At 46.0% G+C, this 21,375-nt stretch carries 19 protein-coding genes, 2 tRNA genes and 1 other annotated feature; all 21 genes read right to left on the reverse strand.

Translation table 11 applies throughout. The features are described from left to right. Window positions 1-38 precede the first annotated feature (38 nt). The 21 genes from B3N33_RS06360 to B3N33_RS06460 all read right to left on the reverse strand — a co-directional run bounded on the left by B3N33_RS06360 (window position 39) and on the right by B3N33_RS06460 (window position 21,293). A complete protein-coding gene (locus B3N33_RS06360; protein ID WP_292592584.1) occupies window positions 39-4,733 on the reverse strand; it encodes a DNA-directed RNA polymerase subunit beta' in 4,695 nt (1,564 codons plus the stop codon). Window positions 4,734-4,773: 40 nt separating this feature from the next. Beyond that, window positions 4,774-8,298 carry a DNA-directed RNA polymerase subunit beta gene (locus B3N33_RS06365; RefSeq protein WP_214061043.1) on the reverse strand — a complete coding sequence of 1,175 codons (3,525 nt, stop codon included), beginning with the start codon at window positions 8,296-8,298 and terminating at the stop codon, window positions 4,774-4,776. Window positions 8,299-8,404: 106 nt separating this feature from the next. Further along, a complete protein-coding gene (gene rplL, locus B3N33_RS06370; RefSeq protein WP_292589261.1) occupies window positions 8,405-8,791 on the reverse strand; it encodes a 50S ribosomal protein L7/L12 in 387 nt (128 codons plus the stop codon). Window positions 8,792-8,812: 21 nt separating this feature from the next. Further along, the gene (gene rplJ, locus B3N33_RS06375; RefSeq protein ID WP_099828961.1) at window positions 8,813-9,355 is read right to left on the reverse strand and encodes a 50S ribosomal protein L10; all 543 of its coding nucleotides are present in this window, start codon (window positions 9,353-9,355) and stop codon (window positions 8,813-8,815) included. 8 nt (window positions 9,356-9,363) lie between these two features. Beyond that, window positions 9,364-9,482: a sequence feature (ribosomal protein L10 leader region), on the reverse strand. 14 nt (window positions 9,483-9,496) lie between these two features. Next, window positions 9,497-10,195 carry a 50S ribosomal protein L1 gene (gene rplA / locus B3N33_RS06380; RefSeq protein WP_214061044.1) on the reverse strand — a complete coding sequence of 233 codons (699 nt, stop codon included), beginning with the start codon at window positions 10,193-10,195 and terminating at the stop codon, window positions 9,497-9,499. Between the two features lie 12 nt (window positions 10,196-10,207). Further along, window positions 10,208-10,633, reverse strand: coding sequence for a 50S ribosomal protein L11 (rplK, locus tag B3N33_RS06385; protein ID WP_099828959.1), 426 nt, complete (start codon window positions 10,631-10,633; stop codon window positions 10,208-10,210). A 55-nt stretch (window positions 10,634-10,688) separates the two neighbouring features. Then, on the reverse strand, window positions 10,689-11,756 hold the full coding sequence (gene nusG, locus B3N33_RS06390; RefSeq protein WP_099828958.1) for a transcription termination/antitermination protein NusG: 1,068 nt from the start codon (window positions 11,754-11,756) through the stop codon (window positions 10,689-10,691). Window positions 11,757-11,781: 25 nt separating this feature from the next. Further along, window positions 11,782-11,988 carry a preprotein translocase subunit SecE gene (secE, locus tag B3N33_RS06395; protein WP_099828957.1) on the reverse strand — a complete coding sequence of 69 codons (207 nt, stop codon included), beginning with the start codon at window positions 11,986-11,988 and terminating at the stop codon, window positions 11,782-11,784. A 35-nt stretch (window positions 11,989-12,023) separates the two neighbouring features. Next, a complete protein-coding gene (gene rpmG / locus B3N33_RS06400; RefSeq protein WP_099828956.1) occupies window positions 12,024-12,191 on the reverse strand; it encodes a 50S ribosomal protein L33 in 168 nt (55 codons plus the stop codon). 29 nt (window positions 12,192-12,220) lie between these two features. Then, window positions 12,221-12,307 (reverse strand) — tRNA-Tyr (locus B3N33_RS06405). A gap of 16 nt (window positions 12,308-12,323) precedes the next feature. Further along, window positions 12,324-12,399, reverse strand: a tRNA-Thr gene (locus B3N33_RS06410). Window positions 12,400-12,494: 95 nt separating this feature from the next. Then, window positions 12,495-12,728: a DNA-directed RNA polymerase subunit omega gene (locus B3N33_RS06415; protein ID WP_099828955.1), complete on the reverse strand. Its 234-nt coding sequence runs from the start codon at window positions 12,726-12,728 to the stop codon at window positions 12,495-12,497. Beyond that, the gene (gmk, locus tag B3N33_RS06420; protein ID WP_214060215.1) at window positions 12,725-13,342 is read right to left on the reverse strand and encodes a guanylate kinase; all 618 of its coding nucleotides are present in this window, start codon (window positions 13,340-13,342) and stop codon (window positions 12,725-12,727) included. Before gmk ends, B3N33_RS06415 begins: the two co-directional genes overlap by 4 nt. Then, window positions 13,339-13,638: a DUF370 domain-containing protein gene (locus tag B3N33_RS06425; protein WP_099828953.1), complete on the reverse strand. Its 300-nt coding sequence runs from the start codon at window positions 13,636-13,638 to the stop codon at window positions 13,339-13,341. The genes gmk and B3N33_RS06425 overlap by 4 nt, the downstream gene beginning before the upstream one ends. Before the next feature lie 12 nt (window positions 13,639-13,650). Further along, entirely contained in the window at window positions 13,651-14,523 is an 873-nt protein-coding gene (locus B3N33_RS06430; RefSeq protein ID WP_292592587.1) for a YicC/YloC family endoribonuclease, read from the reverse strand. A 56-nt stretch (window positions 14,524-14,579) separates the two neighbouring features. After that, on the reverse strand, window positions 14,580-15,707 hold the full coding sequence (locus B3N33_RS06435) for a cysteine desulfurase family protein (protein WP_292592589.1): 1,128 nt from the start codon (window positions 15,705-15,707) through the stop codon (window positions 14,580-14,582). Continuing rightward, window positions 15,704-17,701 carry an NAD-dependent DNA ligase LigA gene (gene ligA / locus B3N33_RS06440; protein WP_292592591.1) on the reverse strand — a complete coding sequence of 666 codons (1,998 nt, stop codon included), beginning with the start codon at window positions 17,699-17,701 and terminating at the stop codon, window positions 15,704-15,706. Before ligA ends, B3N33_RS06435 begins: the two co-directional genes overlap by 4 nt. 1 nt (window position 17,702) lies before the next feature. Continuing rightward, window positions 17,703-18,044 carry a holo-ACP synthase gene (gene acpS, locus B3N33_RS06445; protein WP_099828950.1) on the reverse strand — a complete coding sequence of 114 codons (342 nt, stop codon included), beginning with the start codon at window positions 18,042-18,044 and terminating at the stop codon, window positions 17,703-17,705. A 6-nt stretch (window positions 18,045-18,050) separates the two neighbouring features. Continuing rightward, the gene (locus B3N33_RS06450) at window positions 18,051-20,360 is read right to left on the reverse strand and encodes an endonuclease MutS2 (RefSeq protein WP_292592593.1); all 2,310 of its coding nucleotides are present in this window, start codon (window positions 20,358-20,360) and stop codon (window positions 18,051-18,053) included. Further along, entirely contained in the window at window positions 20,341-20,775 is a 435-nt protein-coding gene (locus tag B3N33_RS06455; protein ID WP_214060210.1) for a SoxR reducing system RseC family protein, read from the reverse strand. The genes B3N33_RS06450 and B3N33_RS06455 overlap by 20 nt, the downstream gene beginning before the upstream one ends. 14 nt (window positions 20,776-20,789) lie before the next feature. Then, window positions 20,790-21,293, reverse strand: a complete 504-nt coding sequence (locus B3N33_RS06460; protein WP_292592595.1) for a hypothetical protein — start codon at window positions 21,291-21,293, stop codon at window positions 20,790-20,792. Between the last annotated feature and the right edge of the window lie 82 nt (window positions 21,294-21,375).

Here is a 21,375-nt window from a genome sequence, read left to right on the forward strand (position 1 = left end):
AGCTATTTAAGCTTTCCGCTTCTATTAGAAGTACCTACTCAAGCCAACTCCTCTTCCTGTAAACGAGAAGGGATTGAAGCTTCTTCCACCTGCAGATTTGCATACATGTCAAGACCTGTTCCGGCAGGTATAAGCTGACCAACAATTACATTTTCCTTCAGCCCCTGAAGGAAGTCTGACTTACCCGCAACAGACGCCTCGGTGAGAATTTGAGGCGTTTGCTGGAACGATGCGGCCGACAACCACCCTTCACTCTCAAGAGATGCCTTTGTGATCCTTAGAAGCTTTCGCTTGAACTTAATGGGATCTTTCGGCATTATCTGGATCTTCTTCTCGGGAATTACCGTATCGGGGTTGAAGTCATCGACCAGCTTCTGATACTGATCCTCATCCACATCATAGATCAATATCTGCTTGATTCCGCCCTTCAATATCTGATTCAGGAGCTCTTCCGTAATCGGCTCGGCCTCGGCTGCAATCTTCTGTATCTTTCCATCTTCATCTTCGCCTAGGACTCTCCTCGCCAATCTCTTATCGATTACATACTCTCTGTTCTCTCCGACTCTGCTGTTGGCTTCATCTATTGTTTTGTTTATCTTTCTGATTTCGACAATGTCTAGGAGATCTCCAGGCAGGAAGTCTGTGTCTCCGGGGTCCGTGACTTCAACTTTAGAAAGCATTTGTCTGATGATAAGTTCAAAGTGCTTGTCGTGAATTTCGACTCCCTGTTCGGCATAAACCCTCTTGATCTCTGTCAGGAGGTATAGCGCCGTCTGAACGAGGCCTAGCTTTTCCATAAGTTTCCTTGGCCTCACCGTTCCAGTTGTTATGGCCTCTCCTTCTGTGACTTTGTCACCAATCTCGATTTTTGGCTTTATGCTCGAGGAGAGATCGTATTCGCTGATGCCTCCGGTCTTCGTTTCGATGTAGACCTTTCTCCTACCCTTGTCGTCAGGGACGAGATCCTTCACGAACCCGCTATCGCCCTTTTCTATAAAGAGCGCCTCAGGATCCTTGAGCTTCTTTCGGGCCTCAAACAATTCCTCTGCCCTGGGAAGACCTCTGGTGATATCCTGTCCAGTCGCTATACCGCCAGTGTGGAATGTTCTCATCGTGAGCTGTGTACCCGGCTCTCCAATTGACTGGGCAGCAACTACACCTACGGATTCTCCAACATTCACTATTTCATGGTTTGAAAGATCCATTCCATAGCACATAGCACAAACACCACTGTCGGATTCACAAGTAAGAACAGACCTGACCTTTATCGTCGGTCGGACTAAGACCTTGTCGATCTCGTTCTTTTGCAGCTTCTTGGCAGTGAGCTCGTCTATCTTCTCCTGATACTTGACAAGCATTTCCTTGTTACTGTTCTTTATTGGATCACCTGCAAATACCTGACCGACGCAGGGGAAGATAACAACTTTCACTTCTTCGATATCCGAGTTCTTTAGCTGGTGCAAAATATCGCTGCCGATATGGGTTCCCGCTTTGTATTCCTTATCGTTTATTGTGATGGTTTCTGCCAGCTCTGTATAGTTGATCAACCGGGTCACTTTCGGAATACTAAGCACTTCTTCTCGCGCAACTTCGACTTCGGCCCTGTAGTTCGAAAGGAAAGCCGCATCTTCATCTCTGATCATTGTATCGCGCAAGTATTCCTTTCCCGTCTTCCCATTCTTAAGAGCTCTTCCAGTCAGCGGGTTGATGATATCTGACGTAAGAACTCTTCCAAAGAGAAATTCTTCGAGCTTCTCTATCGTTACTCCGTCTGCCATGAGCTCTATGGCTTCAATGCCCTCGTGAGTTCCACAGTTCGGAGTCGTTACGGTTATAGTCTGGGAAACGTCTACAAGTCTTCTGGTGAGATAACCTGCAAACGACGTTCTTAGTGCCGTATCGGCAGAACCCTTTCTGGCTCCATGGGTAGATGTGAAGAATTCGAGCTCCGTAAGTCCATCTCTAAAGTTTGACTTTATCGGTACTTCGATCGTCTTTCCCGATGGATCTGCCATCAGACCTCGCATACCTGCAAGTTGCTTAAGCTGGTCGATATTTCCTCTGGCTCCGGAGTCAACCATCATATAGATTGGATTGAAGGGATACTTCTCGAACTCTGCGTATGTCTTCTCCATTATCTCCTGAGTGGTATCTGACCAGATTCTGATTATCTCCTGTGTTCTGCCCTCTTCTGTAAGAAAGCCTGACTTGTACAGATTCTCGATCTGATCTACCCTCTCCTGCGCGGCCTCTATAACCTTGTCCTTTTGCGGATACACAACAATGTCGTTTATGGATATTGTGAGCCCGGAAGCAGTCGCGTAATGGAATCCAAGAGACATCATGTCATCCAGAAGGTCTGCGGTTCTGTCTATTCCATATTCGTGGAAGCAGTCGTAGATTAGCTTCTTTATCGCTTTCTTGTTGAACTTCTTCATGTAGTCCCTAAGCTTTTCAGGAACTATGGTGTTGAAGATTATCCTTCCTACCGTTGTTAGCGTGAGCTCTCCGGATGAGGGATCTAGCTGAACAAGAATAGGATCGTGAAGTGATATATATTCCATGTCGTAAGCAAGAAGCGCTTCTCCCGGAGAAGAGAACTTCCAGTCAACCCATTCAAGGGCCTTCTGCCTAACCATCCTCCTCGCTTCAACATCGGAAATCTTTTCATCTTTGAGGAGGGCTGAGTAGTAATCCATTACCTCTTTCTCTTTCTTCTCATGATCGTGGTCAACGGTCGTGAGATAGTAAACACCGACGATTATGTCCTTGCCTGGCATTGAAATAGGCTTGCCGCTGGCAGGGGAAATCACGTTGTATCTGCTCAGCATAAGGAACTTCGCCTCTGCCTGCGCAGCTGCGGATAAAGGCACGTGAACAGCCATCTGATCGCCGTCAAAGTCTGCGTTGAAAGGTGCGCAGACAAGCGGATGAAGCTGAATCGCGTTTCCTTCGACCAATTTGGGTATGAAAGCCTGTATGGATATCCTGTGAAGCGTCGGTGCCCTGTTGAGAAGAACGGGGTGTCCCTTGATCACATCTTCGAGGACTTCCCACGCTTCGGGCATTTCCTTTTCTATGATTGTTTTCTTAAGTTTTCTCGCCGTCTTGCTCGATTCACTTCCGTGAAGCAGCTTTGATAGAACGAACGGTTTGAACAACTCCATTGCAACCCTCTTGGGGATTCCACATTCATGAATCTTCAGGTCCGGCCCAACGACGATGACCGCTCGACCGGAGTAATCTACCCGCTTTCCAAGCAGATTCCTTCTGAATCTCCCCTTCTTGCCCTTCACCAGGTCGGTGAGAGACTTCAAAGGCCTTCCCGATTTGTCGGATACTGCTTTTCCTACCCTACCGTTGTAGATTAGGGAGTCAACTGCCTCCTGAAGCATCCTCTTCTCGTTTCTGATTATTATGTCGGGAGCCCCGATCTGCAAGAGTTTTGCAAGCCGGTTGTTTCTGTTTATGACCCTTCTGTAGAGGTCGTTGAGATCGGTTGTAGCAAACCTTCCACCTTCGATTTGAATCATAGGTCGAAGGTCTGGCGGGATTACCGGAACAACATCCATTACCATCCATTCCGGCCTATTGCTAGACGCTATGAAGTCCTTGACATACTTGAGTCTTCTGAGAAGCTTGAGAGCCCTGGCACTGCTTTTGGGAATAGTCTTCAATTCATGTTCTATCGCTACCTGTAGCTCTTCGAGATCCGTGCCCTGCAATAGTTTCTTAATTGCAGCAGCACCGTAATCACAGGTTACTTTGCCCGGGTAAAGCTCTTTGTATGCCTCATATTCGTTCTCTATCAGGACTTCACCGATCGTTCTTCCTGTCTCCTCCGAGACTGCAGGGTCGATCTCGGTGATTATGACTATAGGTCTATCGCTCTCGGTATCTGTTTCAACTTCGAACTTGCCGGGATAGTACTCGTCGAAGATCTTATACTCAGTCGCCGAAAGAACTTCATCTTCAAAAAGGAATCTGTCGGCAAGGGTATCTCCCTTATGAACTTCATCCTCATTCTGGACATATATAAGGGCGCCTTCAAAGACCGGGTACTTCTTCTCTATCCCAGTTTCATCCTTGACGATTATCCAGTTCAGTTCTCTCTCGGTACTGCTGTCGATCCTCTCGATCGTCACTTTTCCGTCAATGTCCGTTGTAACCGGTCCGTGAGGGTTTTTTACCTTGTAACCTTGCTCTACTTCGAAGCTGAGTTTCTTCGTGTATATTTCGTATTCGGTCTGGTACATCGTCATTCCAGGGAAGAAGTCCGTCTCCTTAGGGTCTGTCACGACATAAAGTCTCTCTATAACCCTCTTAGATCCGTAATAGATGATGTTCTCGAGATCCTTCGCAGGAATGTTCAAAAGTGAAGAAAGAACACTAGGCGCACTCTTCAAGTACCAAACATGAGTAACAGGAGCGGCGAGCTCAATGTGACCCATTCTTCTCCTGCGAGCCTCTTTAGATTCGACTCTCACACCACAACGTTCACATACTGTACCCTCGTACTTTTTACCCTTGTACTTTCCGCATGTACATTCGTAGTCTTTTGTCGGACCAAAGATCTTCTCACAGAAGAGTCCGTCTCTCTCCGGTTTGAATGTGCGATAGTTTATCGTCTCGGGCTTCTTGACTTCCCCGCTTGACCAGCCCTTGATTCTGTCCGGCGACGCGATATCAATTTCCAGCTTATTGACTTTTCTCTTATATGCGCTTACTGGCATCTGCTTCCCTCCTTGAGGGGTAGCTCCCTTCTATTGATCCTCATAGTTTATCCACATCCAGCTCGACATTGTTCTGGTCAAAAACTTTGACGTCGAGTGAAAGCCCCTGAAGTTCCTTTATAAGAACCTTGAAACTCTCAGGTATTCCTGGCTCGGGGATGTTGACTCCCTTAAGTATTGCCTTATAGACATCATTTCTTCCTTTGATGTCGTCAGATTTAATTGTGAGCATTTCGTTCAGAGTGTGGGCCGCTCCATATGCCTCAAGCGCCCAGACTTCCATCTCACCAAATCTCTGACCTCCAAAGTGAGCCTTTCCACCTAGAGGCTGCTGATGTATGAGTGAATAGGGACCTGTAGATCTTGCGTGAATCTTGTCCTTCGCTATATGAACTAGCTTGAGCATGTACATTATTCCTACCACTACCGGGTAGTCAAAAGGCACGCCAGTCCTACCATCTCTTAGGGTAACTTTACCTGTCTTCAGCTCTTCGCTGTCACCGGCTTCAAGTCCAAACTCTTTTCTAGCCTCGTAAAGCTCATTCATGATCTCTTCTTCTGTAGCCCCATCAAAGATTGGTGTCGCAAAGTAACGATTCGTAAGTTTCCCAAGCCAACCGAGATGTGTCTCGAGCACCTGCCCGACATTCATCCTCGACGGAACGCCAAGAGGTGAAAGAACAAGCTGTATAGGAGTTCCGTCAGGAAGGAAGGGCATATCCTCTTTTGGGATTATATTCGAAACGACACCCTTGTTGCCGTGTCTACCCGCAAGCTTGTCTCCTACATCCAGCGGCTTTCTGATACCAACGAAGACTTTAACAAGCTTGTTTATGCCCGAACCGAGTTCAGAAACCTCTTCCTTCTCGAAAACCTTGACGTCGATGACTCTACCTTCAACACCATGAGGGAGTTTTAACGATGAATCCTTGACATCCCGTCCCCTGTCTCCAAAAACCGACCTGATAATCTTCTCTTCGGGGGTGGTCTCGGATTCGCCCTTTGGAGTCACCTTTCCAACAAGAATATCCTGAGACGTGACATATGCTCCTACTCTCACTATACCGCTCTCATCTAGATTCTTCAGAGACTCTTTCGAGACATTTGGAATATCAGCAGTTATCTCTTCGGGACCAAGTTGAGTATCCCTGGCGATTGTTTCATACATCTCAACATGAATAGTTGTGAAAATGTCGTCTTCGAGAAGCTCCTGGTTGACGAGAATGGCGTCTTCGAAGTTGTACCCCTCCCAGGGCATAAAAGCTACAAGAACGTTCTTACCCAGTGCAAGCTCTCCCATCTCGGTCGATGGACCGTCGGCGATAGGAGCGCCCTTTTCCACGACTTCACCAACCGAGACAATTGGACGCTGGTTTACCGCGGTATCCTGATTGGTTCGAACAAACTTATACAACGTATAGACATCTTCAATTGCTCTTCCTTTGTCGTCAAGTTCCGACTTTCCCTTTTCGTCTATTCTTTGCACAATGATTCTTCTTCCATCGACGTTAACAACTTTACCCCGATGCTTCGCTAGAACTACATATCCGGAGTCTCTTGCAGCTACTCCTTCGACACCGGTGCCGACTATAGGAGCTTCAGACTTGACAACAGGAACCGCCTGTCTCTGCATGTTAGATCCCATCAGTGCTCTGTTTGCGTCATCATTTTCGAGGAACGGGATCAAAGAAGTCGAGATTGAGACAATCTGCTTGGGGGAGACTGACATGAAGTCTACTTCCTCCCTCATAACATATCTCACTTCACCGGCGTAACGAATCTCTACGTTTTCATCGGCAATACACCCGTTGTCGTCCATTTTAACTGTGGAGTGAGCGATATTGTAACTTTCCTCTTCATCTGCTGCGAGATAAACGATATCTTCAGTAACGAACCCCTTCTGCACCTTCCTGTAAGGCGTGAGAATGAAACCATACTTGTCTATCTTCGCAAAAGTTGCCATTGAGGTCATAAGACCAATATTTGCGCCTTCAGGCGTCTCTATAGGACACATCCTCCCATAATGAGAGTGATGGACGTCACGCACCTCAAACCTCGCGTGTTCCCTCTTCAAACCTCCCGGTCCTATTGCAGACAATCTTCTCTTGTTCGTCAATTCAGCCAGAGGATTTACCTGGTCCATGAACTGCGAAAGCTGACTTGTTGCAAAGAATTGATGCAGCGTGGTCATGAGAGTTCTTACGTTAACCAGGCTCTGCACCGAAATCTTGTCGAAGGAAGTGTATATCGTAAGCTTCTCTTCGAGAAGCTTATGGATCTTCATAAAAGCCTTCTCAAACTCAGTTTCCATAAGCTCGCCCACTGTTCTTACTCGCTTGTTTCCCAAATGGTCTTTGGTATCGAGAAGTTCGGGACGGCTTTCTATCTCTGTCAAGTGCCTTGCAGCAAGTACAACATCTAAAACAGTGAGAACGCTCGACTCTTCGGCATAGTCGGTGTCTTTCGAAACCTTCTTTCCTTCGATCTCCTTGAGATAGTCTTGATAGACTTTCTTAAGTCTGCTGTTGACCTTGTACCTTCCAACGTTTGAGAAGTCAAAGCGGTCCGGACTGAAATAAAGGTTAGTAATATAACTCTTTGCAGCATTTATCCTCGGAATTTCGCCCGGCCTAAGCTTCCTGAAAAGCTCTATGTAAGCGTCGTCCTCAGTCATACCTTCACCGTATGTCTTCTGCAAAGCGCTGAAGGTCTTCATAGCTATAGGAAGCGGCATCTTGATGGTCTTCACATCGGCTTCAATTGCCCTTGCAATAATATCCTCTGTAAGAAGTGTTCCTTTCTGAGCTATCAAATCTCCTCCGGGAGTCTTGACATCTTCAAGAATCATGCTTCCGACACTTGCGAGCAATTCGTCCTCATCCGACCCGTCATATTCATGTTCGAAAAGTCTCAGTAGATCAAGATCATTCTCGTAACCCAATGCCTTCAAGAAGACGAAGAAGTTCAGTTTCCTTCTCCGGTCGATCCTCGCCTGCATTATCTGCTTGTTAGGGTTAAGAAGTATCTCAAACCAGGCTCCCTTTACAGGCAGAAAATGGGCAACATAAATCGGCAGAGAACCAGACACTGCCTTTGTCGGTTCGTCAACAAAGTAGACACCCGGCGACCTTACAAGCTGATTGACTATTACTCTCTCCGCTCCGTTAATTATGAAAGAGGCGTTATCAGTCATGTAAGGCAAGTATCCGAAGAAAGCCTCTTCCTCCTTGATCTCTCCTGTATAGAGGTCGGTGATTCTTACGGTCACATAAAGCGAAACGGAATAAGTTAGCCCCTTGTCTTTGCACTCCTGGATGGAATGCTTTGCCTCGCCGATTCTAGTTGAAACAAAATCCAGAGAGAAGCCTTTCTCGCCCTTCTTAAGATCCGAACGCTGAATTTGCGATTTAATTGGAGAATACTTCTTCAGAACACTCAGAAGACCTTCATCGATGAACCATTCAAAGGAACGAGTCTGGATCTCAATGAGATTCGGAATTTCAAGAGGTTCATACACTCTTCCAAAGACCCACCGCTCTCGTTTGCCAAAATTGGCCTTTCTCATCAGATCACCTCTCGTATGTTTGAGCACACCAAACCCACATCAGAGCATCATCCCTGATGTGGGTGTATTTATTATACAGACAATATGTAACCAGACAATTGCCCAATTACTTCAGTTCGACTTCGGCGCCAGCCTCTTCGAGCTGCTTCTTCAGTTCTTCGGCCTCCGCTTTCGGAAGGTTCTCCTTCACAACACCCTCTGGACTGCCGGCCTTTTCAACAAGATCCTTTGCTTCCTTGAGTCCGAGTCCGGTAATTGTTCTAACGACTTTAATGACATCGATTTTCTTAGCCCCAAAAGACTTCAAAACAACCTTGAATTCAGACTGCTCCTCTTCTTCCTCGACCGCTACTCCGCCCGCTACAGGCCCTGCTGCAACTGCCATAGGTGCTGCTGCACTGACTCCAAATTCATTTTCAAGTGCTTTCACCAGTTCCGAAAGTTCTGAAACTGTCATTTCTTTTATTGCGCTTATAAGTTCTTCCTTAGTCATCTTACCACACCTCCACCTGAATCATTCAGCTTTTTTATCCTTAATTGCATTTAGAGCATACAGGAACTTTGTCAATATTCCGTTCAGAGTATATACAAGACCGGTTATCGGGGCGGCGAATCCTCCAACGACCATTGCGATCAACTGATCTCTAGACGGAAGCTTCGCCAACTCAGAAGCCTGGCTGCCGGCAAAGTATCTGCCTTCAAGATACCCTGATTTTATCAACGGAAGGGTCTTGTTATTCTTGTTGAACTCAGTGATTATCTTTAGCGCTGAGACCGGGTCTTCGTCCTCGACAGTCAGTACCGCCGTAGTTCCGATGATTGACTCTTTCCATTCACTCTCGTCGAACCCGGCCTTGTTCAGAGCAAGCCTGACCAATGTATTCTTCTTTATTGTGAACTGAGCTCTATCGTCGTACTTTTCGTAGAGCTTGTCCCTGAAAGCAGTGATACCGTCAACCTTCATACCCTTGTAGTCGGCGAACAGAATCAATGAAGACTTTTTGTAGGCTTCTGTTAGGCTCTCAACGATTTCTTCCTTTCTTTCTCTGGTTAGCACTTCTTGCACCTCCTTTCAAAAAAGCGGCCCCAAATCGAGGCCGCAGAAGGCATTCACTTCTACTTACCTCGGTAGGTGGCTTACGCTCTTAATAACCTACTGTCTTTGGCAGTGAGTACATATATGCTTGGGTATCTTAAGCTATTTCTCGGTTTCTTTAACAAAGTAGACCTTTATTCCTGCACCCATGGTTGTAGTGAGGAATACCTTTTGAACAAACCTTCCTTTTGAACCGGATGGCTTCATCTTCATTATTTGATCGAGAGCTGAAACGAAGTTTTCGCGCAGCTTCTCCTTGTCAAACGACTTCTTTCCGACGGGCAGATGTAGATTACCGGTCTTGTCGTTCTTGACTTCGATCCTCCCCGCCTTAAAACCCTTCACGGCATCTTCAACGTCTGTTGTCACAGTTCCTGCTTTCGGAGACGGCATCAGACCACGGGGTCCCAGAACTTTCCCCAATCTACCTATGTCTCTCATCATGTCTGGTGTAGCTATCGCGACATCGAAATCGGTCCAGCCACCCTGAATCTGCTGAACCAAATCGTCGGATCCAACAAAATCCGCGCCAGCCTGCTTGGCAACTTCTGCCTGCTCCCCCTTCGCAAACACTAGAACCCTAACATTCTTTCCAGTTCCGTTAGGAAGAGAGATAGTACCTCTGACCTGTTGATCTGATTTGGCTGGATCTATCCCGAGCTTTATGTGCATCTCAACCGTTTCGTCAAACTTTGTCGACGGAAAACTCTTCAAAAGCTCGATTGAATCCTCCACAGAGTAAACCTTATTTCTGTCAACGGATTTCCTCGCCTGAATATATCTCTTTGATCTAACCGACATTTAAACCCCTCCTCAACCTACGATTTCGATGCCCATATTGCGAGCTGTTCCAGCGATGATTTTCGCAGCGGCATCTACTGTTCTGGCGTTGAGATCAGGCATCTTGATCTTCGCAATCTCCTCAAGCTGTGCTCTGGTAACCTTCCCAACTTTGTCTCTATTGGGCACTCCTGAACCCTTTTGTATTCCGGCTGCTCTAAGCAGCAAGAAACTAGCGGGTGGAGTCTTGAGGATGAAGCTGAAGGATCTGTCGGCATATACCGAAATAACAACCGGTAACACCATACCGGCTCTGTCAGAAGTCTCTGCATTGAACTGCTTGCAGAACCCCATAATATTCACTCCATGTTGACCGAGAGCCGGTCCAACTGGAGGTGCTGGCGTTGCCTTCCCCGCTTCAAGCTGAAGCTTGATTTGGGCAATGACCTTCTTAGACATATTTACTTACCTCCTTGTGGTTAACGGGCTATTCCCTCCCACTCTTTCTTGTAGATTAGACGATTCTTTCAACCTCAGATAGGCTGAGGATAACCGGTGTTTCTCTTCCGAAAATGCTCACAACGACTTTCAGTTCCTGTCTTTCAGGATCGAGACCCGTCACTTTTCCAACAAAGTCCTCAAACGGACCTGTATTAATTCTGACGACCTCTCCGATATCAAACTCAACTTCAATCTTGACAGGACCACCTGAGTGCTCTTCATACTCTTCAATACCGACTAATCTGAGCAGAGCCTTTATTTCCTTTTCCTTAAGCTGCACAGGCTGTCCACCTACAGAGACGAAGTTCACGACGTTCGGAGTATTCTTAACGAGGTTCCACGTCTCTTCGTTCATTATCATCTCAATAAAAACATATCCAGGATACAATCTTGTCCGGATGATTTTGAAGATCTTTATCTCTTTCCGTCCAGGGAGATCGGAAATCTCGATCCTTCCCTCAGTCTTGGAAAAGATCTTCCTTGTATCTCCAAACAACTGTCCGCGCTTCACAAGATTACCCTTCTTAGCTACCTTGGCGTCATAACAATCGGGGTGAACAAGATAGACATCTTCTTCGCCGTTCTCTTTTTCAACAACGATGCGCTTCATCTTCTGTGTATATACTATCTTTCCATCCAGCTCACAGAAGTACTCACCTTGCTTTGCAAGAGGCATTCCCTGCCTTATCCTCGCACCCATTTTTATTCCGGTCTCAATTTTCGCGCTTTCGGGAATGTAGTAAGTCTTCGTATATCGCCTATCGGCAGTTTCAATAAAGATAACTCGGTAGTTCTTTACTTCCGCCACCGTACCGTCGTTTTTCACCTTTATTTCTACTTCTTCAGCGACAGGGTCTCCTTTTGCCACATCCTGATTGTCCTTTACAAGAAGCCTGGCGTTGGCGGGGACAATATACTTCTCGGCAGCGACATTGGTTCTATCAAGTTTCGTCTCTTCCGGCACAAGAATCTTGCCAAACATGTGCGAAACACCGAAAGACTCTATCTTAATCTGAATTGCCTCTCTGATAGAGTTTTCGAGACCAGAGTAAGTCTGAATTATGAACCATCTCTTTCGCACAGTCAATCACCAACGTAGAACAGCATTAAACGGCGCCTGTCAAGAAATTGAGAAGCGACCCGATTACATTAGTAAAGAGAATATCTAGAAGAGCAAGAAAAGCTCCCGCCACTACCAGAATGACGAGCACGGCACCTGTAGACGAAATCATCTGCTCCCTGTTAGGCCATGTCACCTTCTTAACTTCGCTCTTTACTTCGGAAAGGAACTTCCAAAACTTTGCCTTGGCCATGGGATTCCTCCTGACTCAGTTGAAACGACTCAACCTTACTTCGATTCCTTGTGCTCGGTATGCTTTCTGCACTTTGGACAGTACTTACTCGTGTCCAGCTTATACTTCTTCTGGCGGTTCTTGAACCTGTAATAGTTTCTAGTACCGCACTCAGAACATTTCAACGTTACAAGAACCTTATTTCCCTTAGTTTTCTTTGCCATTGCTTGCACCTCAACAGTAGCAAAATTAATGGTGGTAAGGGGTGGGTTTGAACCACCGAAGGCGTTCCGCCAGCGGATTTACAGTCCGCCCCCTTTGACCACTCGGGCACCTTACCACCGATAGTTAACCTATGGAGCCAACGAAGGGACTTGAACCCCCAACCTGCTGATTACAAATCAGCCGCTCTTCCGATTGAGCTACGTTGGCCCGACGCACGATACTTATTATATCTAATGACCTTATCCCTGTCAACAAGGCAAATAAAGTATTTTCTGCGTTTGCCCGAACATGAAGTGATCCGGTTACTTAACTTTCGGTACAAGGATCATCAGCATTTCCTCATTTCTTATCCTGATGTATCCTTCTTCTAGCTCCTTCAACGCTACGGTGATCTTATCACCTGCAGCCCTTACCGTTGCTGCATCAAGCTTTGGGCGGCCAAAGTCCTCAAGGTCTTCCGCTCTCTTAGCAGCAGCCACAGGAATTGCATACTTGTGCCTTATTCTCTTCAAAAGCAAATCATAATTGATTATCATGTAGTTTTCTCCTCAAACAGGAATCTTTCTCCCTTTTCTTTCACGATTCTATCAACGCGGAGCCTTGCTGCGGTGATGATAGCCTCAAGTTGATTTACCGAGTGGTTTAAGTTATCGTTAACAACAAGATACTGAAAGTGTTTTACCTGTTCTAGTTCCCACTTCGCATCTTCCAGCCTAACCTTGAGCGATTCGGTGTTCTCGGTTCCCCTCGCTTCGAGACGCTTGACCAGCTCACCATAAGAGGGTGGAGCCACAAATATATAGACTGCGTCTGTAAGCTCCCTCATTACTGACATCGCTCCCTGAATATCTACATCCAGCAAAATATCTCTACCCGAATCAACACTCTTTCTAACTTGTGTTCTGGATGTTCCATAGTGATTCCCATGAACCTTGGCCCACTCCAGAAACTCCTCTTCTTCTCTAAGTCTTCTGAATTCATCTTGCGTCACGAATATGTAGTCTTTCCCATCGACTTCTGTCGGGCGTCTCTTTCTTGTAGTATAAGAAACCGAAAAATCAAGATCGCTGTTGGCCTCAAGCACTACCTTCAGTATTGAGGTCTTTCCCGCCCCTGAAGGGCCGCTAATCACAAAAACTATGCCTTTCATTCTTCAAAGCTCTGTCCAGAAACCCTTATGTCTTCCAGAAGCTTCTCAATATCGCTGAAAGTCTGCATGAATCTGGAAGCGATCGTCTCGGGTTGAATAGCTGAAAGAATTATGTGGTTACTATCGGTGATGACGATTGCCCTGGTCTTTCTTCCATAAGTGGCATCAATAAGCTTTCCTTCGTCTTTTGCAACTTCCTTAAGCCTTTTCAGCGGCGCGGATTCGGGATTGACTATCGCGATAACTCTGTCACCTATAATTACGTTTCCGAACCCAACGTTAATGAGTCCGTACAAGTGAAACACCTCCTACTCTATGTTCTGAACTTGTTCCCTAAGCTTATTGACCAGTGTTCTACCTTCGATGGAAAGATTGGTTATCGCAAGCTTCTTCGATTTCGATGCAATGGTTGAAAGCTCTCGATGCATCTCCTGGCAAATGAAGTCCATCTGCACTCCACTCTCTTTGTCAGTTCGCATAACTCCCCTGAACGACTTCAGATGAGAGTGCAACCTTACGATTTCCTCCGATATATCGGCCCTTTCAGCTAGAAGCGCTACCTCCTGCTCCAATCTATTCTCGTCAAACTGACCTTCAATAATCGTCTCGATTCTCTTCTTCAGGAAGTCGCGATAGTACAGAACCATGTCCTCAGAACTAGTAAGAAGCTCATTAGCAATAACTTCAAGTCTATTAAGATACTCGCTCATCGCTAGAGCAAGGTTCTGTCCCTCCCTTTCTCTGTCTGCGTTGAGCTGATCCAAAGCTTCAATAAGCAGTTCTTCAATAACACTCCAAATTTTGTCTGCGAGGTCTTCAGAAGGTCTGCTCCTGAAAATCTCCTTGAACCTGGCCATCGAATCGACAGAAACCTCACCGGCTAGTTCAAAACGGTCCTTAATCGTTTTCAGAGAGTTGAAAATCGAGGAGGCTATACCATAGTCAGGCTGGAGAAGATCATCGCTGTCCGCAAGAGATATGTCGATCTTTGCTCTTACCGTCCCTCTCTTGAGGTTTTCCTTTATAAACCTACTTGCTCTCATTTCTAGCTCAGAGAAAGCATCTCCTATGTTTATATCAACATTCAAATACTTCGAATTGACTGTTTTCAGTTCCACGAATGCGTTTACGCCGCGAACAGCCTTTTCGACCCTCGCATATCCGGTCATGCTCCTGAGCAACTATATCACCTCAAAGGCAATTAAATCTAACTACAGTCAATTATAACCGTTTGTGGCTAGAATTTCAAAAGAGGAATCGTTTTCTTCAGTTTTTCTATCAAATCCTCCACATCTTCCTCTGTTGTGAATCTTGACATACTTATTCTTATTGATCCCGAGGCAATCGATGGACTTATTCCCATCGCATCTAGAACATATTGACCTCCATCATTTCTTGAAGAACAAGCCGAAGAGGTACCAACAAAAACGCCTTCTTCTGATAAAGCATTAACCAAAACTTCTGATCTTATTCCGCAGAAAGATGCATTTACTGTGTTGCAGATGGAGCACTCAGGAGTATTGATATATCCTCCTAGCTCAACAACAGCTCTAGATATTCGATTCTGAAAGTCTTTCGTTATTCCGGATGCTTTCTCCATACAATCCAGAGCTCTTTGCATCGCTATCGAAGTCACTAAGACGCCGGGCACGTTTTGTGTACCGGAGCGCAAACCTCTTTCCTGATTTCCTCCTGTGAGCATAGGTTTGATTGGAGATCCCCGTTTGACGAAGGCGATTCCAACACCTTTCGGTCCGTGAAATTTGTGAGAAGAGAACGAAGCGTAATCGCAAAACGAGGATTCCGGAGTGAAGGGAATCTTCCCGATTGTCTGTACAGCATCGACGTGATAGAGAAGATCTAGACCAACTAACTCTCTGCCTATCTCCTCGAAAGGCTGGATCGCGCCTGTTACGTTATTCACAGCCATTACAGAAACGAGAAAGGTCTCGTCATCTACTTCTCTCAGGAGCTTCTCGGCCTCAACTATTCCGTTGCTTTCGGGCGGAATCTCGACATAGTCGATATCGAGAATTGCCTTAAGATCTTTGAGTGTATTGAGAACGGCCTTATGCTCGATTGAAGTCGTCACGATCTTCTTCTTCTTCCCCCTGAAGAAGACCGTGGACCTCAAGATCCAGTTTATCGTCTCGGTCGCACAAGAAGTAAAGAAGATTTCGCTGGAATTGCAAGAGAGACATGAGGCCACCCTTGCACGCGCCTCCTCCAGCATTCTTGACTGCTTCACACCAAAGGTATGCATAGAATTCGGATTAGCGTACTCTTCAGTACAAAGACTTGCCATCAGTTCGGCAAGATCAGACTCCATTTGAGTAGTAGCATTGTTGTCAAAGTAACGAATCAAGATCCTACCATCTCCTCAAATTCCTTCTCATCGATTATCTGCGTTCCGAGAGAACGAGCCTTCTCCGCTTTCGACCCCGGGTTATCCCCGACAAGAACGTAATCGGTATTCTTCGAAACCGAAGACATAACCTCTCCTCCCAGTTCAACAATCCTCTCCTGAATTTCCTTTCTAGAATAGCTGGGAAGAGTTCCCGTTACCACGAATTTCATACCCTTCAGCGGCTTTGGACCATCACGACTTTCATCTTGTGTATTGACGAATCTCATCAATTCTTCGATCTCTTCTCTCACGGATTGAGCAGATAGATGCTTTCTTATTTCTGAGGCCAACTGATCGCCTATTCCCGAAACTGCTTTCAGATCCTTTTCACTTGCAGACATGAGTGCTCTTAAACTTCCGAAGCTGTTAGCAAGATCCTTCGCAAGTTTGGATCCTACTCCTGGAATACCAAGCCCAGTTATAACCTTGAATAGCGGGTTATTCGTGCTCTTATTAATTGCCTTGATGAGATTGTCCGCCATCTTCTCCCCTATCCTTTCTCCAAGAGCCAAAAGATCTTCTTTTGTCAGTTTGTAGAGATCGGACGGGCTCTTCACAAGGCCCGATTCAACAATACGCTCGACTAGCTTTTCACCAAGGCCCTCGATGTCCATGGCCTCTCTGGAACAGAAGAACTGTATTCTCCTACCCACCTTAGCGGGGCAAGAGGGATTAAGACACTTCAAAGCAACGTCCTCTTCTCTCTCTTTGCCTACCGGTCCTTTGCAAATTGGGCACTCGGAAGGAGGTTCTATTGGCTTCTCTACACCTGATCTCTTATCAGGAATACTCTTAACGATCTGTGGAATAATCTCCCCAGCCTTCTCTACAACAACTGTATCCAAGATTCTGATGTCCCTCTCCCTGACAAAGTCGAAATTGTGCATGCTTGCCCGTCTAACGGTTGTTCCGGCCAGTTGAACGGGTTCGAGTTCAGCAACAGGCGTTATAGTGCCTAGCCGACCGACACTGAGGTTAAGACTTATAAGTCTTGTCGTTGCTTGTTCCGCCGGAAATTTGAAGGCTATGGCCCACCTGGGCGCTTTCGTAGTGTATCCCAGTTCCTCCTGATAATGTAGATCGTCCACCTTGACAACCACCCCGTCAACAGCATAGTTCAGTGTAGATTTCAGCCCAGACCACGTCTTCCAGAATTCGATTACGCCCTCCGTGCCGTCTACAGTCTTGAAATTCGGCTCAATTTTCATTCCAATAGTCTTCAACAGCTCCAGCTGCTGGCTCTGCTTTTCAAGCCGAAACCTTTCTGGCTCCACTATCTGGTAGAAGAAGGCACTCAGTCTCCTCCCTGACACTTCTCTGGGATCAAGTTGTCTGAGAGTTCCAGCTGCCGCATTGCGAGGATTTGCAAAGGGCTGAAGACCGTCTTCTATTCGGGCTCTGTTAAGGTCATTGAAGACGTCTTTCGGGAGATATACTTCTCCTCTCAGTTCAATCGAAAGACTCTTTCTGAGTCTGAGAGGTATCGATTTGATCGCCTTTATGTTTTCGGTGACGTCCTCACCGACAAAACCATTCCCCCTTGTTGCTCCTCTCACAAGCAACCCGTCTTGATACTTAAGCGATATTGACAGGCCATCGATCTTTAGCTCACACATGTATTGAACTCTTTCAATGCCAAGTGATTCTCTCACCCTCTTATCGAACTGCAATACCTCGGCCTCTGAGTAAGTATTGTCCAGGGAAAACAACCTGTGCTCATGAATCACTTCCTTGAAGGAGTCGATCGGCTTCAGGCCAACACGAACAGTTGGTGAATCAGGTGTCTTCAGTTCTGGATAACGTTCTTCAAGTTCGGTTAACTCATCCATCAGCCTGTCGTATTCAGAGTCAGATATCTCTGGATCATCCATAACGTAGTACCTGTGAGCATGATAATCGATCTCTTTTCTCAGTTCGTCGACTCTCTTCTTAGCCTCATCGAATGGAATCACGTTAGCCCCTCCCAAAGAGTATTACAACTGCCACCGCATACTCCCGCTCATGAGAAATGCTTACCGTCAGATCTTCGCCACCCAGCAGCTTCTTCAGTTCCTCGGATGGAATCGGGCATCCCTTTTCATCAACGAGAAACTGGATTTTCGAGAACTCAAGGTCTCTACGCCCGGATGCCTTGACGAAGGCCTCCTTTGCGGCGAAACGCCCAGCTGCAAACTCCATCTTTCTCCGTTCATTTCCAAGAGAATCAAAGACATCTTTCTCTTGCCTTCCGAGTACCCTGTTTGCCACAGCTTCAGACATTCGTGAGATCTTGACTATGTCGATTCCAGCTTTCATTCTTGCTTATACCTCCACAACCGTGACTCCGCTACCGCCTTCTGAAGGTGCACCAATCCTGAAGCTCTTAACTTTCTTTGAGCGTCTCAAGTAACTCCATACTCCTTCGGCCAGTTTTCCAGTGCCTTTTCCATGAATTATGCAACCCTGCTTTGTTCCATTTATCTTGAGAGTCTGGAGAAAATTGTCAATGATAATAGGAACGTCTTCAGTGACACTTCCCCTTATATCGATCTCCTGAGTCATACTCTCACTGACATACTCGAGAGAAGAGGCATCTGATTCCGACTTCAATCTTCCGATGATTTTCACTCTTGAAAACGGGACCTTCAGCGTAATCTTACCTGAGTCAATTACAACTCTATCTCCATCGACTGCACTGACGATTCCTTCTGCTCCACTATCTATAAGCGTAACGGTATCGCCGATTTCGGGTATCTCAAAATCGCCGTCATCACATGAAGAACTTCCGAAACGCTTTAATTCACTTCTAAGCTCATTAAGTCTCTTGACCGCGGTAACCTTGTCTCTTTCATTTGAAGATCTTGACATGCTAATAGCCCGTTCAATTTCCTTTATTACAGATCCTAGTCTTTCCTCAAGCTCGGCGATCTCTCTGCTGATCTCTCCATACCGCTTTTCCTTAATCATTGAAAGCTTGTCTTCAAATTCGCTGCTCTTGGATTCAAGATTCTTCTTCGTCCTCTGAAGTTCTCTTCGTTCCTCTTCTAGAGTCGACCTCTCTATATGAAGCTTCCCTATTACTGCTTCGAGATTTCTTGCATCACTATCAATATATGATCGAGCTCTTTCGATAATATCCGGTGCAAGTCCAAGTCTCTTTGAAACCTCTATCGCATTTGAGGAACCGGGAATTCCCATCAAGAGCCTATACGTTGGTCTAAGACTGGCAACATCAAATTCTACGCTCGCATTAAGAATGTCGGAACGCTCCATAGCATAGAGCTTAATTGGTGTCAGATGTGTTGTGAGGATCAATTTCGACTTTTCCAAAAGCCTCTCAACTATCGCAATCGAAAGTGCCGATCCCTCTACCGGATCAGTTCCCGCCCCCAATTCATCAAGCAAAACTAAAGAGTCACCGTCGGCATTCTCAATAATTCGGATTATCCTGGATACATGAGATGAGAACGTGCTTAGACTCTGCTCTATCGATTGCTCATCTCCAATGTCTGCAAAAAGCTTCTTGAAAAGCGGGATCTCTGATGTCTGATCAGCAAGAACGGGAAGACCACAGAGCATAAGTATTACAGAGAGACCTATTGTCTTCATCGCTACTGTTTTCCCGCCGGTGTTGGGTCCGGTAATGAAAACTCCATTGATTCCCTCTTCCATAGTAAATGTTATTGGAACTACCTTCTCGTCATCGATCATAGGATGTCTGACGTCCTTCAGGAAGAAGCGACCCGATGACGAAGGCTCAATGAAAACTCCATTCCTCTTCTTGGCATATCTGCACGCTGCGAAAAGAGCATCAAGGATTCCAAGCGCTTCCAGTGAAGGTTCAAGCCTTTCAAAGGTATTGAAGAAGTAAGTAGTCAGTTCTCTAAGTATCCTTCTTATCTCCTCTTCTTCTCTCGATTGCAGAATCCTCATCGAATCATTAAGAGCAATCAGCTCTTGTGGCTCGAAATAGACGGTCGCCCCACTTCCAGAAGAGCCATGAATCACTCCCTGATACTCATTCTTCTTGCTCGCAGACAACGGCAAGACATAACGACCTTCTCTACTCAGCACTAGACTGTCTGTGAGCCCGTCTTTATACCTGTTCATTATAGAATCAAGCTTTCCTCTCAGGTTTCTGGTAAGTGACTTGAGTTCGTTTCTGATTTCCTTCAAGGCTGGAGAGGCACTGTCCTTTATCTGCCCGTCTTCCGAGATCTTCTTCTTGACTTCGTTTATAAACCCACGTTCACACCCAAGAAGAGCAACAACTTCGCCTACAGCAGTAAACTCCGAAGAGACTCGTTCAAAGAATTCCTTGAGCCGACAGATGTTCTCCATGGTAACGGCACTTCTGTAAAGCTCTTCACAGCCAAGGCTGAAACCTCGTTTCACCCTGTTGATATAATCACTTAGATCGTGAAAGACTGAAAAAGGTGGCTCCCCCTCATTTTGAAGAATAATACTGAACTCGCTCGCTCTTCTGTAGAGTAAGTCTGTGTCATCTACTAATGGCCTAAGAGATTTGATTCTCTCTCTACCGTACCTTGAAATCGCCTTCTTAGAAATATCTTCCAGAACGCAGTCAAACTCCAGAAGTCGCAGCGCATCTTCATCGAACAAGGAATCCATCCGGTAACTCCACCCTTCTAATAATCTTTGGCATAAGCTTCTCCCTGTTTCTTCTGTCGTAAACTGCAATCAGCGCGTACACGACCACAATTGAAGCAAAAGCTGCCCCTAGGGCCAATCCTTCAGAATTGAGAATGATGTTCGTCACAATCAAAGTAACCAGGAAGACGGCTAAGGGTATTCCATAAACAATCATCGAGACCCTAGTTGCGTTTAGCTTCCCTGTCTCTATTTCCACAGTATCCCCTGGATCGACTTCTACACCATTCCTTAAGGCCTTTATGGTAACTTTCTTATCGCCCAAAGAAACGCCGCAGTTACTCTTAGAACCGCATGTAGAACATGCTTCGGTTCGCGCCTTTTCCAGGAGCACCGTATCTCCTTTTAGCTCCTTAACAACGGCCAACTCTCTCATATCGACAACCTCCGCTAGAAACGGTAAGTAATCTCACCGCCTGCATGAACAACTGGAAGTGTTTTCATTCCGAAGAACTGCTCTAACTCAAGGCCCGCCGCAACTCCAAAGGAAAGAAAGCCAACTCTAACGTAAACGACGGGAGTGATCGAGAAGAAGACTCCGAACTTTTCAAAGTTTGCAGCCATAAGGCCAACCCGAGAGACAACTCTTAACCCGGCGGCCGATTCCTCTGTAAGATCGTATGCATGGCCAACAAAGGCTTTAAGAACCGTGTTGAAATGACCGCTCTTATAGAATAGCTCCGAGGAAGCGGAGGAAATGAAGGAGAAGTTTCCTCCAATTTCAAATGAGTTCTTCCCTATCTGGCTAATGACATATGCTGCGTTTATTCCGTCATAGATCAGCATATCACTTTCCGACTCTATACCAGAGTAGTGAATTCCATCTATAATTAACGAAGAAAAACCCATGGAACCCAATACGATTACCATCAGGAACAACATTATCGCTTTCACACGACACCTCCAGTTCATCGAGATTATAGCATGTGTTTTTATGACGTACCGAAGGCCAAACATGGATCTATTTGATTTTGTA

Source organism: Mesotoga sp. UBA5825 (assembly GCF_002432955.1).
Lineage (GTDB): Bacteria > Thermotogota > Thermotogae > Petrotogales > Kosmotogaceae > Mesotoga.

Bases quoted from the DNA above. Each gene is read 5' to 3' on its own strand.
- B3N33_RS06360 (WP_292592584.1), bottom strand. From the start codon at position 4,733: ATGCCAGTAAGCGCATATAAGAGAAAAGTCAATAAGCTGGAAATTGAT.
- B3N33_RS06365 (WP_214061043.1), bottom strand. From the start codon at position 8,298: ATGAGAAAGGCCAATTTTGGCAAACGAGAGCGGTGGGTCTTTGGAAGA.
- rplL (WP_292589261.1), bottom strand. From the start codon at position 8,791: ATGACTAAGGAAGAACTTATAAGCGCAATAAAAGAAATGACAGTTTCA.
- rplA (WP_214061044.1), bottom strand. From the start codon at position 10,195: ATGTCGGTTAGATCAAAGAGATATATTCAGGCGAGGAAATCCGTTGAC.
- rplK (WP_099828959.1), bottom strand. From the start codon at position 10,633: ATGTCTAAGAAGGTCATTGCCCAAATCAAGCTTCAGCTTGAAGCGGGG.
- secE (WP_099828957.1), bottom strand. From the start codon at position 11,988: ATGGCCAAGGCAAAGTTTTGGAAGTTCCTTTCCGAAGTAAAGAGCGAA.
- rpmG (WP_099828956.1), bottom strand. From the start codon at position 12,191: ATGGCAAAGAAAACTAAGGGAAATAAGGTTCTTGTAACGTTGAAATGT.
- B3N33_RS06415 (WP_099828955.1), bottom strand. From the start codon at position 12,728: ATGATAATCAATTATGATTTGCTTTTGAAGAGAATAAGGCACAAGTAT.
- gmk (WP_214060215.1), bottom strand. From the start codon at position 13,342: ATGAAAGGCATAGTTTTTGTGATTAGCGGCCCTTCAGGGGCGGGAAAG.
- acpS (WP_099828950.1), bottom strand. From the start codon at position 18,044: ATGAAAGCTGGAATCGACATAGTCAAGATCTCACGAATGTCTGAAGCT.
- B3N33_RS06450 (WP_292592593.1), bottom strand. From the start codon at position 20,360: ATGGATTCCTTGTTCGATGAAGATGCGCTGCGACTTCTGGAGTTTGAC.
- B3N33_RS06455 (WP_214060210.1), bottom strand. From the start codon at position 20,775: ATGAGAGAGTTGGCCGTTGTTAAGGAGCTAAAAGGAGATACGGTGCTC.